Annotated in this window: 12 protein-coding genes; 8 read left to right on the forward strand and 4 right to left on the reverse strand. The window is 69.1% G+C overall.

Annotation, left to right across the window (positions count from 1 at the left end):
- Positions 1-52 precede the first annotated feature (52 nt).
- Positions 53-2956 (forward strand): excinuclease ABC subunit UvrA, encoded by a 2904-nt coding sequence (gene uvrA, locus ACJ512_RS12955; protein WP_407687898.1) that lies wholly within the window; start codon positions 53-55, stop codon positions 2954-2956.
- Here the strand turns inward: uvrA and ACJ512_RS12960 are convergent.
- The 3 genes from ACJ512_RS12960 to lysX form a co-directional block, all read right to left on the reverse strand.
- Positions 2946-3191 carry a hypothetical protein gene (locus ACJ512_RS12960; RefSeq protein WP_407687899.1) on the reverse strand — a complete coding sequence of 82 codons (246 nt, stop codon included), beginning with the start codon at positions 3189-3191 and terminating at the stop codon, positions 2946-2948. The genes uvrA and ACJ512_RS12960 overlap by 11 nt on opposite strands.
- A gap of 13 nt (positions 3192-3204) precedes the next feature.
- Positions 3205-4689 (reverse strand): alpha/beta hydrolase, encoded by a 1485-nt coding sequence (locus ACJ512_RS12965; RefSeq protein ID WP_407687900.1) that lies wholly within the window; start codon positions 4687-4689, stop codon positions 3205-3207.
- A gap of 75 nt (positions 4690-4764) precedes the next feature.
- Positions 4765-8079 (reverse strand): bifunctional lysylphosphatidylglycerol synthetase/lysine--tRNA ligase LysX, encoded by a 3315-nt coding sequence (gene lysX / locus ACJ512_RS12970; protein ID WP_407687901.1) that lies wholly within the window; start codon positions 8077-8079, stop codon positions 4765-4767.
- Positions 8080-8521: 442 nt separating this feature from the next.
- Between lysX and infC the strand changes: the two genes are divergently transcribed.
- From infC to ACJ512_RS12990, 4 genes are all read left to right on the forward strand, one after another.
- Positions 8522-9130, forward strand: coding sequence for a translation initiation factor IF-3 (gene infC / locus ACJ512_RS12975; RefSeq protein WP_407687913.1), 609 nt, complete (start codon positions 8522-8524; stop codon positions 9128-9130).
- A 39-nt stretch (positions 9131-9169) separates the two neighbouring features.
- Entirely contained in the window at positions 9170-9364 is a 195-nt protein-coding gene (gene rpmI / locus ACJ512_RS12980) for a 50S ribosomal protein L35 (RefSeq protein WP_407687902.1), read from the forward strand.
- 80 nt (positions 9365-9444) lie between these two features.
- A complete protein-coding gene (gene rplT, locus ACJ512_RS12985) occupies positions 9445-9834 on the forward strand; it encodes a 50S ribosomal protein L20 (protein ID WP_407687903.1) in 390 nt (129 codons plus the stop codon).
- 15 nt (positions 9835-9849) lie between these two features.
- Positions 9850-10632, forward strand: a complete 783-nt coding sequence (locus ACJ512_RS12990; RefSeq protein ID WP_407687904.1) for a TrmH family RNA methyltransferase — start codon at positions 9850-9852, stop codon at positions 10630-10632.
- Positions 10633-10731: 99 nt separating this feature from the next.
- On the opposite strand, the gene ACJ512_RS12995 is transcribed toward ACJ512_RS12990, so the two are convergent.
- Positions 10732-11775, reverse strand: coding sequence for an oxygenase MpaB family protein (locus ACJ512_RS12995; protein WP_407687905.1), 1044 nt, complete (start codon positions 11773-11775; stop codon positions 10732-10734).
- Between the two features lie 448 nt (positions 11776-12223).
- Here ACJ512_RS12995 and ACJ512_RS13000 point away from each other — a divergent pair, with 448 nt between their 5' ends.
- The 3 genes from ACJ512_RS13000 to ACJ512_RS13010 all read left to right on the forward strand — a co-directional run bounded on the left by ACJ512_RS13000 (position 12224) and on the right by ACJ512_RS13010 (position 15461).
- Positions 12224-13609 carry a PE family protein gene (locus ACJ512_RS13000; protein ID WP_407687906.1) on the forward strand — a complete coding sequence of 462 codons (1386 nt, stop codon included), beginning with the start codon at positions 12224-12226 and terminating at the stop codon, positions 13607-13609.
- Positions 13610-13718: 109 nt separating this feature from the next.
- Positions 13719-14648 carry an adenylate/guanylate cyclase domain-containing protein gene (locus ACJ512_RS13005; RefSeq protein WP_407687907.1) on the forward strand — a complete coding sequence of 310 codons (930 nt, stop codon included), beginning with the start codon at positions 13719-13721 and terminating at the stop codon, positions 14646-14648.
- Between the two features lie 9 nt (positions 14649-14657).
- Positions 14658-15461, forward strand: coding sequence for a rhomboid-like protein (locus ACJ512_RS13010; protein WP_407687908.1), 804 nt, complete (start codon positions 14658-14660; stop codon positions 15459-15461).
- Positions 15462-15545 lie beyond the last annotated feature (84 nt).

The following is a 15545-nucleotide window of genomic DNA, read 5'->3' on the forward strand; positions in this document are numbered from 1 at the left end:
CGTGCGCAAGAAGCGCTTCAAGGCAAGTACCGGTTCCACTGAGAGGGGCAGCGTGGCTGACCGCCTGATCGTCAAGGGCGCCCGTGAGCACAACCTGCGCGGCGTCGACCTCGACCTGCCCCGCGACGCGCTGATCGTGTTCACCGGGCTGTCCGGGTCGGGCAAGTCGTCGCTGGCGTTCGACACCATCTTCGCCGAGGGGCAGCGCCGCTACGTGGAGTCGCTGTCGGCCTACGCCCGCCAGTTCCTGGGCCAGATGGACAAGCCCGACGTCGATTTCATCGAGGGCCTCTCCCCGGCGGTGTCTATCGACCAGAAGTCGACCAACCGCAACCCGCGGTCCACGGTCGGGACGATCACCGAGGTGTACGACTACCTGCGGCTGCTGTACGCGCGCGCGGGCACGCCGCACTGCCCGGTCTGCGGCGAGCGGATCGCCCGCCAGACCCCGCAGCAAATCGTCGACCAGGTGCTCGCGATGCCCGAGGGCACCCGGTTCCTGGTGCTGGCCCCGGTCGTGCGGACCCGCAAGGGCGAGTTCGCCGACCTGTTCGAGAAGCTCAACGCGCAGGGCTACAGCCGGGTCCGGGTCGACGGCGTGGTGCACCCGCTGACCGATCCGCCGAAGCTGAAGAAGCAGGAGAAGCACGACATCGAGGTGGTGGTGGACCGCCTCACCGTCAAGGCCACCGCCAAGCAGCGGCTCACCGATTCGGTCGAAACCGCGCTGAACCTGGCCGACGGCATCGTGGTGCTCGAGTTTCCGGATCACGGAGCCCACGAGCCCGATCATCACCGCGAGCAGCGGTTCTCCGAGAAGCTGGCCTGCCCCAACGGCCACGCGCTGGCGGTCGACGACCTGGAGCCGCGGTCGTTCTCGTTCAACTCGCCCTACGGGGCGTGCCCCGAGTGCAGCGGCCTGGGGATCCGCAAGGAGGTCGACCCCGATCTGGTGATCCCCGACCCGGAGCGCACCCTGGCCGAGGGAGCGGTCGCGCCGTGGTCGGCGGGCCACACCGCCGAGTACTTCACCCGGATGATGGCCGGCCTCGGCGAGGAGCTGGGCTTCGACGTCGACACGCCGTGGCGCAAGCTGCCGGCCAAGGCGCGCAAGGCGATCTTGGAGGGCTCCGACCATCAGGTGCACGTGCGCTACCGCAACCGGTACGGCCGCACCCGCTCGTACTACGCCGACTTCGAAGGCGTGCTGGCGTTCCTGCAACGCAAGATGGCCCAGACCGAGTCCGAGCAGATGAAGGAGCGCTACGAGGGTTTCATGCGCGACGTGCCCTGCCCGGAGTGCGAGGGCACTAGGCTCAAGCCGGAGATCCTGGCCGTCTCGCTGGCCGCCGGGGACCGTGGCAAGAAGTCCATCGCCGAGGTGTGTGAGCTGTCGATCTCGGACTGCTCGGATTTCCTCAACGCGCTCACCCTGGGTCCGCGCGAGCAGGCGATCGCCGGGCAGGTGCTCAAGGAGATCCAGTCGCGGCTGGGCTTTCTGCTCGACGTCGGACTGGAGTATCTGTCGCTGTCACGCGCGGCGGCCACGCTGAGTGGCGGTGAGGCGCAACGCATCCGGCTGGCCACCCAGATCGGGTCCGGCCTGGTGGGGGTGCTCTACGTGCTCGACGAGCCGTCCATCGGGCTGCACCAGCGCGACAACCGCCGCCTCATCGAAACCCTCACCCGCCTCCGGGATCTGGGGAACACGCTGATCGTGGTCGAGCACGACGAGGACACCATCGCCCACGCCGACTGGGTCGTCGACATCGGCCCGCGGGCCGGTGAGCACGGCGGCCAGATCGTGCACAGCGGGACCTACGCCGAGCTGCTGGCCAACAAGGAGTCGCTGACCGGTGCCTACCTGTCGGGCAAGGAGAGCATCGAGATCCCCGCGCTGCGGCGTTCCGTCGACCGGAAGCGCCAGCTGACCGTCGTCGGCGCCCGCGAGCACAACCTGCGCGGCATCGACGTGGACTTTCCGCTCGGTGTGCTGACGGCCGTCACCGGTGTGTCCGGCTCGGGCAAGTCCACCCTGGTCAACGACATCCTGGCCGCGGTGCTGGCCAACCGGCTCAACGGCGCCCGGCAGGTCCCGGGCCGCCACACCCGGGTCACCGGGCTGGATCACCTCGACAAGCTGGTGCGGGTCGACCAGTCGCCGATCGGCCGCACCCCGCGCTCCAACCCGGCCACCTACACCGGGGTGTTCGACAAGATCCGCACCCTGTTCGCGGCCACCACCGAGGCGAAGGTCCGCGGCTACCAGCCCGGTCGGTTCTCGTTCAACGTCAAGGGCGGCCGCTGCGAGGCCTGCACCGGTGACGGCACGATCAAGATCGAGATGAACTTCCTGCCCGACGTGTACGTGCCCTGCGAGGTGTGCCACGGCGCCCGGTACAACCGGGAAACCCTCGAGGTGCATTACAAGGGCAAGACGATCTCCGAAGTGCTGGACATGTCGATCGAGGAAGCCGCGGAGTTCTTCGAACCGATCAGCGGCATTCACCGCTACCTGCGCACGCTGGTCGACGTCGGGCTGGGTTATGTGCGGCTCGGCCAGCCCGCGCCGACGCTGTCCGGCGGGGAGGCGCAGCGCGTCAAGCTGGCCGCGGAACTGCAGAAGCGCTCGACCGGGCGGACCATCTACATCCTCGACGAACCCACCACCGGTTTGCATTTCGACGACATCCGCAAGCTGCTGAACGTCATCAACGGCCTCGTCGACAAAGGCAACACCGTCATCGTCATCGAGCACAACCTGGACGTGATCAAGACGTCGGACTGGATCGTCGACATGGGCCCTGAGGGCGGCTCGGAGGGCGGAACCGTTGTCGCGCAAGGCACTCCGGAGGACGTCGCCGCGGTCCCGGAAAGCTACACCGGCAAGTTCCTCGCCGAGGTCGTCGCCCGCACCCCGCGGCGACCCGGCCGCCGGCGCAAAGTCACGGCCTGAGGTCTTCGTCGTCGCGCATCGACTCGCGGATCTGGGCCACCCGCTCGGCCGCCGCGCGGGCGCGCTGGGCGTACTGCTCCTCGACCGACCGCCCCTCGGGTGACTCGGCGTCGAGTTCGGCGGCGCCCAGCGATCTCGCGTAGCGGTCCTCGATCTTGTCCCGGACGGAGTCGAACGTGGGCACACCGGCGTCGTCGTATCCGGTGTCGGCCGTGGTTTCCGGTTCGTCGGGCATGCGATCGCGGCCGCTAATTGGTGGCGCCGCTGGAACGCTGGGCCGGGACCACCACCGGGGCGTTGGGCGCGGCGGCGCCGGAGGTGCCGGGAAAGGGTGTCCGCGGCACGCCGGGGGTGCCGATGTGGCCGGACAGCCAGGGCAGCGCCGCCGCGAAAGCGCGGTCGGCGAACGACCAGTCGTGCCTGCCCGGCTGGGGGACCACGGCGCAGTCGATCCCGTTGGCGCGGCCCAGCGCGCACAGCGAATAGGCGGCCGCGGTCTGGTTGGTGGGGTTGGCCGCGGCGTTGCGACCGGCGAGACGCATGGCGGCGGTGTCGGTGATCGCCACGCCACGGCGCGGTGTCGACGGGCCCTCCGACGAGATCGCGAACCACCCGGCCACGCGGCTGTAGGGACCGTGGCGGGTGATCACCGTGGTGGGGTCGAATGCCGCCCAGGCGTCGGCGTTGCCGCCGAACAGGCGGGCGATCGTCTGCGCCTTGCTGCCGGCGTTGGGGGCGAGGTCGCCGGCGACGTCGACGAACGTGCTGAACATCTCGGGGTGCATCACGGTGAGATCGACGGCGCAGGTGCCGCCCATGGACCAGCCCGCGACGCCCCAGTGCGAGCGGTCTGGGCTGACGCCGAACGTCGAGACCATAAAGGGGATTACGTCTTTGGTGAGATGGTCCGCCGCGTTGCCGCGCACGCCGTTGACGCACTCGGTGTCGTTGTTGAACGCGCCGCCGGAATCTACGAAAACCAGCACGGGGGCCTTGCCGCCATGGGCGTCCGCGAACTCGTCGATCGTCTTGACCGCGTTGCCCGCACGCGTCCAGTCCGCGGGCGTGTTGAACTGTCCGCCGATCATCATCACCGTCGGCAGTTTGGGTGGCGGGCTGGTGGCGAACCAGTCCGGCGGCAGGTAGACGAGCTCACCGCGGTGCTTGAAATGCGATGCGACCGCGGGGATCGTCACCGGCAGCACGCTGCCGTGCGGCGGCCGGGTGCCTTTGGCCGCCATCGCGGTGACCGTGGCCTGGTCGGTCTGGTCGGGCAGCGGGCCGGAAACGAGCTGGTTCCACGCGGATTCCACGGTGGGGAAGTAGCCGACCCACAGGTTGACCGCCAGCCCGGCGCTGAGCAGACACAAGGGCACGGCGGCCAGCGCCGCGCCGCGTCGCCAGCGGCGCGCGGTGCGCCAGCCCAGCAGGAGCACTGCCGCAGCCGTCCCCGTCAGCGCGATCCAGACCCATACCGACGACGGCGCCGGGTCGTTGGAAAGACCGCGGTCGGAGAGGTACCAGTGCGTCGCATAAGCCGCGGCGCCGCCGAGCAGCACCGCCCCCGGCAGCCACACCGTGCGCCAGCGCCGCGATCGCCGGCCGGCGGCCAGCGTCAGGACCGCGGCGGCGAGGACCTGGGCGGTGACGGGCACCCAACCATGCATCAAAGATGTGTGGCCACTTGCCATAAACTGCGCCGCGGCGTGGTTGGACGCTGTCACGTCGATCATTGTGAGCCATTGTTAACCCGGCTGGAACATATTCACCGAATGTTCGCTGTGGACTCGTTGGGATTCGCCGCCAGGCTAGTGCGGCTTTGCCAGCGGGAAGGGCAGGGTCTCGCGGATGCTGCGGCCCGTGATCAGCATGACGACGCGGTCGATGCCCATGCCCATGCCGCCGGTCGGCGGCATCGCATACTCCATGGCCTGCAGAAAGTCCTCGTCGAGCTGCATCGCCTCGGGGTCCCCGCCGGCGGCCAGCAGCGACTGCTCCTGCAGGCGGCGCCGCTGCTCGACCGGGTCGGTCAGCTCGCTGTAGGCGGTGCCCAGCTCGACCCCCCACGCCACCAGGTCCCAGCGCTCGGCGACGCCGGCGCGGCTGCGGTGCGGCCGGGTCAACGGCGACACGGACGTCGGGAAGTCGGTGTAGAAGGTCGGTTGCTCGGTGCGGTCCTCGACGAGGTGCTCGTAGAGTTCGAGCACCACCGCGCCGGCATCCCACTGCGGTCGGTAGGGGATGTGCGCGGCGTCGCACAGCTTGCGCAGCGCGGCCACGGACGTGTCGGGCCCGATGTGTTCCCCGAGCGCGTCGGACACCGCGTCGTGCACGGTCCGCACCGGCCACGCCCCGGAGATGTCGACCGGTTCGAGGGCGGCGCCGTGGGTGCCGCCGCGGGGCCGCATCACGATCTGTTCGCCGTGGGCGGCCTCGGCGGCGTTCTGGATGAGTTCGCGGCAGCCGTCGATCCACGCCGTATAGTCGGCGTGCGCCTGGTATGCCTCCAGCAACGTGAACTCGGGGTTGTGGCTGAAGTCGACGCCCTCGTTGCGGAACGCCCGGCCGAGCTCGAACACCCGCTCCACACCGCCGACGCACAGCCGCTTCAGGTAGAGCTCCGGCGCGATGCGCAAGAACAGGTCCATGTCGTAGGTGTTGCTGTGGGTGACGAACGGGCGGGCGGTGGCTCCGCCGTGGACCTGCTGCAGGATCGGGGTCTCGACTTCGATGAATCCCTTGGCGTACAACGTTTCCCGCACGGCACGTACGACGTTGCTGCGCGCCTTGATCAGCTCGCGTGACTCGGGGTTCACCGCCAGGTCGACATAGCGGGTCCGCACCCGGGCCTCCGGGTCGGTCAACCCCTTCCATTTGTTGGGCAGCGGTCGCAGGCACTTTCCGACCATCCGCCAGTCGTGCACGATCAACGAGCGGGTGCCCTTTTTGCTGTAGCCCATGTGCCCGGTCATTTCGACGAGGTCACCGAGGTCGACGGCGCCGGTGAAGTCGGCGGTCCGTCCGCGGCCCAGGCAGGAATTGTCCAGCAGCACTTGCATGTCGCCCGACCAGTCACGCAGCTGGCAGAAAAGCACCCCGCCGTAGTCGCGGATCCGCAGGATCCGTCCCGCCACCGAGATGGTCTCCTGGTCGTCCGCGTCGAGCGCCTGGGCGATCGTGTGACTGGGCGGAGACCCGACGGGGTAGGCGTCGATGCCGTTGCGCTGCAGGACCTTCAGCTTGGCGAGTCGCACCCGCACCTGCTCGGGCAGGCGGGCCCGCTCCGCGTCGGCGCCCGCGCGCCGCAGCCCGCTGACGTCGGGCGCCGATCCGTCGGGGTGCAGCAGCCCCGACTCCGCCAGCCGGGGCGGCACGGCGGGGTGGTGACCCGTATGCGTCTCGTTGCGCCGGCTGAACGGCAACACCAGGAAACCCTCGGCCATCGCCGAGGCGACCCCGACCCGCGGGATCAGCCGGGCGTCTTCGTAACAGGCGTAGCGGGGGACCCATTCGGGTTGGTATTTGACGTTCGAGCGGTACAGAGTCTCCAGCTGCCACCACCGAGAGAAGAACAACAGGAAGCCACGCCACAGCCGCGCAACCGGGCCGGCGCCGAGCTGGGCCCCTTGTTCGAACGCCGCGCGGAACATCGCGAAGTTCAGGGAGACGCGGGTGATGCCGAGCTGTCCGCCGTTGAGGGCCAGGTCGCTGACCATCAGCTCGATGGTTCCGTTGGGGGACTGCGGGGAGCGGCGCATCAGGTCCAGCGACACACCGGTGGTTCCCCACGGAACCAGCGACAGCATCGCGACGACGTCGCCCCCTCGGTCCAGCGCCTCCACCAGCAGGCAGTCCCCGTCGGAGGGGTCACCGAGCCGGCCCAGCGCCATCGAGAACCCGCGCTCGGAGGAGGTGTCGCGCCACGCGTTGGCGCGTTCGATGGTGTCGGCCATCTCGTCGGCGGAGATGTCGCGATGCCGCCGGATGCGCACCGTGAGCCCGGCCCTGCGCGCGCGGGTGACCGCCTGGCGCACCCCGCGCATGTCCGGCCCCGACAACCGGTAATCAGCGGTCCGCAAGATGGCCTCGTCGCCCAGCTCCAGCGCGTTGAGGCCGGCTTCACGAAAGGCCTGGGCCCCCTCCGAACTGGCGCCCATGACGCCGGGCGCCCAGCCGTATGTCTTGCACAGGCTCAACCAGGCGGCGATGGCCTGCGGCCAGGCTCTGGGGTCGCCGATCGGGTCGCCGCTGGCCAGGCAGACCCCGACCTCGACCCGGTAGGTGATGGCGGCGCGGCCGCTGCTCGCGAACACCACCGACTTGTCGCGGCGGGTCGCGAAATACCCCAGGGAGTCGTTCTTGCCGAAGAGCTCGAGCAGCCCGCGGATGGCGGACTCATCCTGCCCGGTCAGCGCGTTCTCGGCGCGCTGGGACTGGAACAGCACGATCGTCGCCGCGATCAGTGCGAGCGCGCCGAACAACCCGAAGATCGCGTTGAGGATCAGGTGCGGCCGGCCGGTGAACAGGTCCGGATCGGCCAGGGCGAAGCCGATCACCCGGTTGACGACGTAGGGCAGCCGGTCCTGGCGCGCCAGCGTTCCCGGCCAGAGCTCGACCAGGCCCCAGGAGACCAGGATCCCGACGGCGCCGGTGGCGACCAGCACGGCGGCGGCCTTGACCAGGGCGCCCCGGCGCACCTTCGCCCAGAATTCGCGATACGCCAACACCAGCACGCCGGCCGCCACGACGTGAACCGCGAACCCCAGGTTCTCGCCGAAGATCTCGGCGGCGGTGTTGTCGCCGGCAGCGATCTCGGCGGCGTTGAGCACTGCGGAAAGGACCATGTTGCCCAGCAGCAGCACCCACGCGATTCGCTTGCGGGCGGTCAGCGCGGCGGCCAGCAATGCCAACACGAACGACCAGGCGATGCTGGTGTCCGGGAAGTTGAACAGGTAGCTGTTGATGAATTCGCGCGGCACCCTGATCAGCACTCGGACCAGCGGCGACACGCTGGCCACCAGCGACACGGTGGCAATGAGGCCGACGGTCCAGCCGGCGGCTGCCGGTACCCAGTGATACCGGGACGTCGACCGGCTACCTGAACGAGGCGTAGCGACAGTCACAGACCGCGAGGATATTCGTTCAATCCTGGAAAAGCCCTGCGAAGCGCCAGGCACGGCGCGCGGACTTCGGCGGCTCGTGCGGCCGCACCCCGCGGGCCGCCGGCGGCCCGGTGCGTGCCGCCGACAGGCTGAAGTGCGGGAAAGGGCTCCAGTGCTGCTAAACTGACCTCTGCGACCATCCCGGCGAACGCCTGGAAAGTTAAGTGGAGTCCCACTCCCACCGCTGGCCGGCAGAATTGACGAGGCTCAGCGGTCCGGTCACAGGCATCCCGGTGTCTGTTCCGCGGTGACGCGGGCGGCTTGGCTGTTCTCGCCGCGATCGGTCGGCATGGGCCCTGCTGGAGCAGGGCTTTTTTGCTGGTGGTGTGGTTCTCCCCTGGCGAATCCGGACGGCCCCGGCGCTGGTCGTGACGACACGACAACGCCCACCCAGGGAGGCCCCATCAGCACTGAGACCCGCGTCAACGAGCGCATCCGCGTACCTGAAGTCCGATTGATCGGCCCAGCGGGGGAGCAGGTGGGCATCGTGCGCATCGAAGACGCACTGCGCGTCGCCGCGGACGCCGATCTCGACCTTGTCGAAGTTGCCCCGAACGCCAGACCACCGGTCTGCAAGATCATGGACTACGGCAAGTTCAAATACGAGACGGCGCAAAAGGCGCGCGAATCCCGCCGGAACCAGCAGCAGACCGTCGTCAAAGAGCAGAAGCTGCGACCCAAGATCGACGACCACGACTACGAGACCAAGAAGGGTCACGTGGTGCGCTTCCTGGAGGCGGGGTCGAAGGTGAAGGTCACCATCATGTTTCGCGGACGTGAGCAGTCGCGGCCCGAGTTGGGCTACCGGTTGCTCCAACGACTGGGCGCGGACGTCGCCGAATACGGATTCGTCGAAACCTCGGCCAAGCAGGACGGTCGCAACATGACGATGGTGCTGGCACCGCATCGGGGCGCGAAAACCCGCGCCAGGGCGCGGCATCCGGAAGGGCCGGAAGCCGAGCCGGCACCGGCTTCAGACGGAAGCGCTGACCCCGCGCCTTCATCCAACTGACCTGACATCTGGACAGCAGACCAGCAGAACGGGAGAGACATGCCCAAGGCCAAAACCCACAGCGGGGCGGCAAAACGGTTCCGGCGCACCGGGACCGGGAAGATCGTCCGCCAGCGCGCCAACCGCCGCCACCTTTTGGAGCACAAGCCGACCAAACGGACGCGGCGGCTGGACGGCCGCACCACCGTTTCAGCCAACGACACCAAGCGTGTCAACTCGATGCTGAACGGCTGACCATCGAGCCGGGCCGAGCGCGTGAGCGACCCGGCACCGGCACCTGACCAGTTACATCGGAACGAGAGTAGGAACATCTCATGGCACGCGTAAAGCGCGCGGTCAACGCCCAGAAGAAGAGGCGCAGCATCCTGAAGGCCTCGAAAGGCTATCGGGGCCAGCGCTCCCGGCTCTACCGCAAAGCCAAAGAGCAGCAGCTGCATTCACTGAACTACGCCTACCGCGACCGCCGCGCGCGCAAGGGTGAGTTCCGCAAGCTGTGGATCTCGCGGATCAACGCGGCCGCGCGCGCCAATGACATCACCTACAACCGGCTGATCCAGGGGCTCAAGGCCGCGGGCGTCGACGTGGACCGCAAGAACCTCTCCGACATCGCGATCACCGACCCGGCGGCGTTCACCGCGCTCGTCGAGGTGGCCCGCGCGGCACTGCCCGAGGACGTCAACCGCCCGTCGGGAGAGGCTGCCTGAGTCCGGGCATCTTCGGTGCTGACCGAGCGCTCAGCCCGCGTGGTCGCGGCGGTCAAACTGCATCGCCACGTCGGCCGCCGGCGCGCCGGGCGGTTCCTGGCCGAAGGCCCTAACCTGGTCGAGGCCGCCGCGGCGCGGGGGCTGGTCCGCGAGGTCTTCGTCACCGAACCGGCGGCGCAGCGGCACGCCGCGCTGGTGGACGCGCTGGAATGCCCGGTCCACCCGGTCACCGAGCGGGCGGCGAAGGCGCTCTCGGACACCGTCACGCCGGTGGGGTTGATCGCGGTATGCGACCTGCCGGAAACGCGGCTCGAGGACGTGCTGGCCGGCCGGCCGCGGCTGGTCGCGGCGGCGGTGGGGATCAGCGAACCGGGCAATGCGGGCACGCTGATCCGGATCGCCGACGCCATGGGCGCGGGCGCGGCGCTCCTGGTGGGCCACAGCGTCGATCCGTACAACGGCAAATGCCTGCGGGCATCGGCGGGCAGCATTTTCGCGCTCCCGGTGGTCGTCGTGCCCGACGGGCACGCCGCCATCGCGGCGCTGCGCGGCGCCGGCCTGCAGGTGCTGGCGACCGCGCCGGATGGTGACACGCGGCTGGACAAGGCAGACCGGCTGCTGGGCGCACCGACGGCGTGGCTGTTCGGGCCGGAATCTCACGGCCTGCCGGCCGAGTTCGCCGCGGCGGCGGACCGCCGGCTGCGCATCCCGATGGCGGGCGGTGCCGAGAGCCTCAACGTCGCCGCCGCCGCGGCGATCTGCCTTTACCAGAGCGCGCGGGCGCTGGATCTGCTGTAGCGGGATCCCGCTGCAATCACATCCGCCCCTCGCTTACCGGGCCGAGGCGGCACGCGTTGTGCCCGTCTATCAGCGACAACTGGGTGTGCGCGCGCTGCCCTAGGCGGCTTCGGTGCCCCGTCCCCGGGCGGGTCGCAGGCCGGCCAGAGACAGGGTCGTGTGCATCAGCGAGCCCGCGCGCGCCATCAGCGACTTGTGGGGCGGGAAATAGTGCATGGGCAGTCCGCGACGGTCACGCGGGGGTGCGACGAATCCCGGCGCCTCGACCAGGGGCGCGTCGGTCCGGTCTCGCCCTTCGGCCCGCCGGTAGGCGGCCAGCGCGCGGGGGTGCAGGCGGATCTCGTCGGGAACGGCCAGGAAAGCCAATTCGACCGCCTTCCCGAACAGCCGCAGCAACACCTCATCGCCCGGTGTCCAGTGCATTCCCGCTTTCTCGCGAACGGCCGGGTCGAATAATCCCACGGCGATCCACCGTTGCCCAGCTAACATGGGTTTGAACAATTGATCCCAAATCGGTGTGGGCAGCAAGACAAATTTCGGTTTCGGAATGCGCATTCGGAAGATGTCCAGAGTCGCCCGATTGATTTCCAGTTCGTCGCGGCACACCCGTTCCCAATACTGCTGGAATTCCTCCCATGAATTCGGTACTGGCCGCATGCTTATTCCGTACATCCGATACCATTGGACATGTTCGTCGAACAGTTGCCGCTTCTCGGCCTCGGTTAAGCCGCCGCAGAAGTACTCGGCGACATTGATGACCAGCATGAAAAAAGTGGCGTGCGCCCAGTAGAAAGTCTCGGGATTCAGCGCGTGATAACGCCGGCCGGCGGTGTCCACGCCCTTGATGCTGTTGTGGTAGCCGGTGATCTGCCGGCCGGTCTGCGCGGCCCGCTCACCGTCGTAGACGACGCCCATGATCGGGTACACCGAGCGGGCCACCCGCTGTAGCGGTTCGCGCAGCAGGATCGAATGTTCCTCGACGGCCGCACCGAGTTCGGGGTACATGTTCTGCAACGCCCCGATCCACACGCCCATCATTCCCGTGCGGAGATCGCCGAAGTACTTCCAGGTGAGGGAATCCGGTCCCAGTGGCCCGGCGGACGTCGTTGTGGGGGTCGCTGCGGGGATCGATGTCGGGGTCATCGCAACCTCCTCGTCGTTGCGGCCACGATAAGCTTTGACAACACGCGTTGTCTACGCATCGGCGGGCGGTGTTATCGACTTTCCACAGCTGCGTCGTAACCCTGTGATCAGGAGTTTGGCGGCGGCCGACGCGGACGGCCGCGTGCGGTGCCCCCGGTGAACGGACGGTGCACCGCGGGGCGCGGTCCGGCGCCCGGAGCGCCGTCGTTAGCCACCGCTGAAATTCGTCCGGCGCGAGCATCGCATGGTAATTGCGGCGCGTTTGCTCGGGCGCCGGGTTTCGGTGCCAGGGGCCGGCGCGGCGCGGTTAACGGGCGGCGCGCCGAAGTGGGAAGTGTTGGTGAAAGCGCCAGAAATATTTAACTAGACACGTTTTTGTATAGCGATAGACTCGGTTCCTCGCCAATTAGGTGACGATTTACATTGTGGAGTCCAAAGGGGACGGGCTATGTCGTTTCTGAACGTGACACCCGACGCCGTGACGTCAGCGGCCGGCAATTTGGAAACCCTCGGTTCTTCGCTGAACGCGGCGAATGCGGCAGCGGCCGGCGGCACCACCGGAATGGCGGCCATGGCGGGCGACGAGGTGTCGGCGGCCCTGCAATCGACGTTTGTCACCTACGCCCAGGGATATCAGGCGGTCAGCGCCAAAGCGGCGGCCTTCCACGCGCAATTGGTGAAGGCGCTGAACGGCAGTTCGCTGGCGTATCTGGGCGCCGAGATGGCCAACGCCAGGCAGACGCTGGGCGCCGACATCGCCGCCGCGCAGCAGGCGATGGGCGCCGATGCCACCGCCGCCGCCCGGATTATGAAAGCCGACGCTGCCGGCGCCCGCCGGGCCATGGGCGCCGACCTCGCCGGCGCGCGGGAGGCCGCGAAGGCCGACCTCGTCGCCGCGCAGCGGGTTGCGCGGGCCGACGCCGCCGTGCTCAGGCGAGATATCGCGAGCGTGGTGAACCCGCCGGCCGAGAGGCTGCTGGGGCATCCGCTGATCGGGACCGGCGCGCACGCCACGTCCGGCGGCGGCACCGGCAGCAGCAGCGGCGGCAGCCCGTCCAGCGGCGCCACCGCCCCCAGCGCTGCCACCGCCACCGCCACGCAGTCCACTGGTGACGCCACGAGCATCGCCACCGGCGCCAACGCCACCGCTACCAGCGCCGGTTCGGTCACCACCGGCAGCAGCACCGGGGTCACCGTTAGTTCGGGCGGCGGCAGCACCGCAACCGCCACCGGGTCCGTAACCGTCACCGCGACCGGCAGCGGCGCCGGGGTCACCGTTGGCACCGCCACCGCCACCGGCAGCAGCGCCACGGGCACCGCAACCGCCCCCGCGACGGGCACCGCAACCGGCACCGGCACGGCGCCCCTGCCCGTCGTGGACGTGAAGACCCCTTTCGGTCCCATCGACATCACGGTGAGCCAGACGCCCCTGGCGAACGGAACGGTCAGCTGGTCGGGGTCGGTGACCCTGCCGCAGCCACTCGTGGTGGCCGCCGACGCGGTGGGCGCCCAGATCAGTGCCATGGCCGCCTTCCAGGACAGCGTCACGACGTTCACCACCGCGGTGCAGACGGGGCACCCGCTCGTGGCCGCCGAGGCGCTCGTGCGCATGCCCTACGAGGTGGCAAACGGCTACCTCTACGGGCAGGCGACGGTGACGGCGCAGCTGCCGACGCCGACGGGGTACAGCTCGGCGTATGTGAACCTGCCCGTCGGGGGGCTGCTGTCGGCCGCCCGGCCGATCACGGTGACCCTGGATCCCACCGGCGGCGGCGCGCCTACGGTCGTGACGCTGTCGGGCAGCGAGCTGGGTGGCATCGCGACCGCACTGTAGGGCCGCCGCGGTGTGGCAGCGGCCTGAGCAGGCCCTTCGCTGCGACGTGTGACACATGCGGGGCGAGTGTCATTGCCTGCCTCTGCGAGAAGCACCTAACGTTGATCGAGTGGAAGTTGCGCCCCGCGATCCGGACACGGGCGAAGTCGAAGAACCGGCGGCAACCGCGGCGCCCTCCACTCTTCGGCGGCTCCCTCCGGTGTCGATACAGAACGCCACGCAGTGGTTGCACACGACCAACCACAATCCCGGGGTGGTCGGCCTGATACGGCGGGCCCGGCGGCTGCTGCCGGGCGATCCCGAGTTCGGTGATCCGTTGTCGACCGCGGGCGACGGCGGACCCCGCGCCGCGGCGCGCGCCGCGGACCGGCTGCTGGGCGATCGCGGTGCCGCGTCGCGCGAGGTCAGCCTGGGGGTGCTGCAGTTGTGGCAGGCGCTGACCGAGGCGGTTTCCCGACGTCCGGCCAATCCGGAGGTGACGCTGGTCTTCACCGACCTGGTCGGGTTCTCGGCTTGGTCGTTGCAGGCCGGCGACGACGCGGCCCTGGCGCTGTTGCGGCAGGTCGCGCAGGCCATCGAGCCGCCGCTGTTGGACGCGGGCGGGCACATCGTCAAACGGTTGGGCGACGGGCTGATGGCGGTGTTCGGCGAACCGACGGTCGCCGTGCGGGCTGCGGTGGCCGCCGACAAGGCGCTGCGGTCGGTCGAGGTGGCCGGCCACACTCCGCGGATGCGGGTGGGTATTCACACCGGACGCCCGACTCGGATGGCCTCGGACTGGCTCGGCGTCGACGTCAACATCGCGGCCCGCGTTATGGAACGGGCCACCAAAGGTGGAATCATGGTGTCCAGTTCGACGTTGGACCTCATATCCCAGACCGAACTCGACGCCTTGGGCGTCCTCGCAAAACGCGCACGTAAACCGATGTTTGCGCCCCAGCCCGCCGGGCTGCCCGCAGACTTGGCGATCTATCGCCTCAAAGCCAGTAGGGAGTTGGCAGTTCCAGATGACAGCGACGAAGCCGAATCACAGGCATAGTAGGTGTCGATGATCTACGGCATCTTGTCCCGGCTCGGCCGGATCCGGTTCACCGTCGGCTACGTGGCAGTACTGCTGGCCGTCAGCTCCGCGCTGATCGTCCTGGGTCCCCAGGCGCGCGACGTCATCATTCAGCATGCCAGCACCAACCTGCACAACCTGGCCCACGGGCACCTGGGCACCCTGCTCGGCAGCGCGTTGGTCGTCGACGCGGGTCCGCTGTATTTCTGGCTGCCCTTTCTGACGTGCATGCTCGTGCTCGCCGAGTTGCATCTGCGCACCATCCGGCTTTTCGTGGCGTTCGTCGTCGGGCACATCGGGGCGACGCTGCTGGTCGCTGCCGCGCTCGCCGCGGCCGTCGAGCTGCGCTGGCTGCCGTTGTCGGTCGCCCGGGCCAGTGACGTCGGCATGAGTTACGGTGCCCTGGCGGTCCTGGGGGCGATGACCGCGGTGATTCCCCGGCGCTGGCGGATGGCGTGGGTCGGCTGGTGGGTGGCCGCGGGCATCGCCTCGGCGATCGTCGGTGGCGACTTCACCGATGCCGGCCACACCGTCGCCGTCATCCTGGGAGTGCTGGTGTCGTCCCGGTTCCGCCAACCGATCTACTGGACCCCGCTGCGGACGATGATGCTGGTCGCGTCGACGGGCTTCGGGTTTCTGCTGCTGGCTCACCACTGGGCCACGATGGCCGCGGCGCCGGTCTTCGGTGCGCTGGGCGCGGTGCTGGCCTACAAGCTCGACCAGATGGTCACGGCGCGCAGGACGGTGCTGGTTCCGGCAGCCGACGTCCCGCAGCCGGTTGCGTCCGGATAGCCTGCCCGCCCCGGCCGCGCGCCGCGCAACTCCAAGGGTCCCCGACCCCATCGCATATGATCGGCTCTCGGCCGGTGCCGCGCG

Source organism: Mycobacterium cajalii, assembly GCF_045809005.2.
Lineage (GTDB): Bacteria > Actinomycetota > Actinomycetes > Mycobacteriales > Mycobacteriaceae > Mycobacterium.

Excerpts from the sequence above, each read along its gene's own strand:
- ACJ512_RS12965 (WP_407687900.1), bottom strand. The coding sequence starts at position 4,689 with ATGATCGACGTGACAGCGTCCAACCACGCCGCGGCGCAGTTTATGGCA.
- ACJ512_RS12960 (WP_407687899.1), bottom strand. The coding sequence starts at position 3,191 with ATGCCCGACGAACCGGAAACCACGGCCGACACCGGATACGACGACGCC.
- rplT (WP_407687903.1), top strand. The coding sequence starts at position 9,445 with ATGGCACGCGTAAAGCGCGCGGTCAACGCCCAGAAGAAGAGGCGCAGC.
- ACJ512_RS13010 (WP_407687908.1), top strand. The coding sequence starts at position 14,658 with ATGATCTACGGCATCTTGTCCCGGCTCGGCCGGATCCGGTTCACCGTC.
- ACJ512_RS13000 (WP_407687906.1), top strand. The coding sequence starts at position 12,224 with ATGTCGTTTCTGAACGTGACACCCGACGCCGTGACGTCAGCGGCCGGC.
- rpmI (WP_407687902.1), top strand. The coding sequence starts at position 9,170 with ATGCCCAAGGCCAAAACCCACAGCGGGGCGGCAAAACGGTTCCGGCGC.
- ACJ512_RS12995 (WP_407687905.1), bottom strand. The coding sequence starts at position 11,775 with ATGACCCCGACATCGATCCCCGCAGCGACCCCCACAACGACGTCCGCC.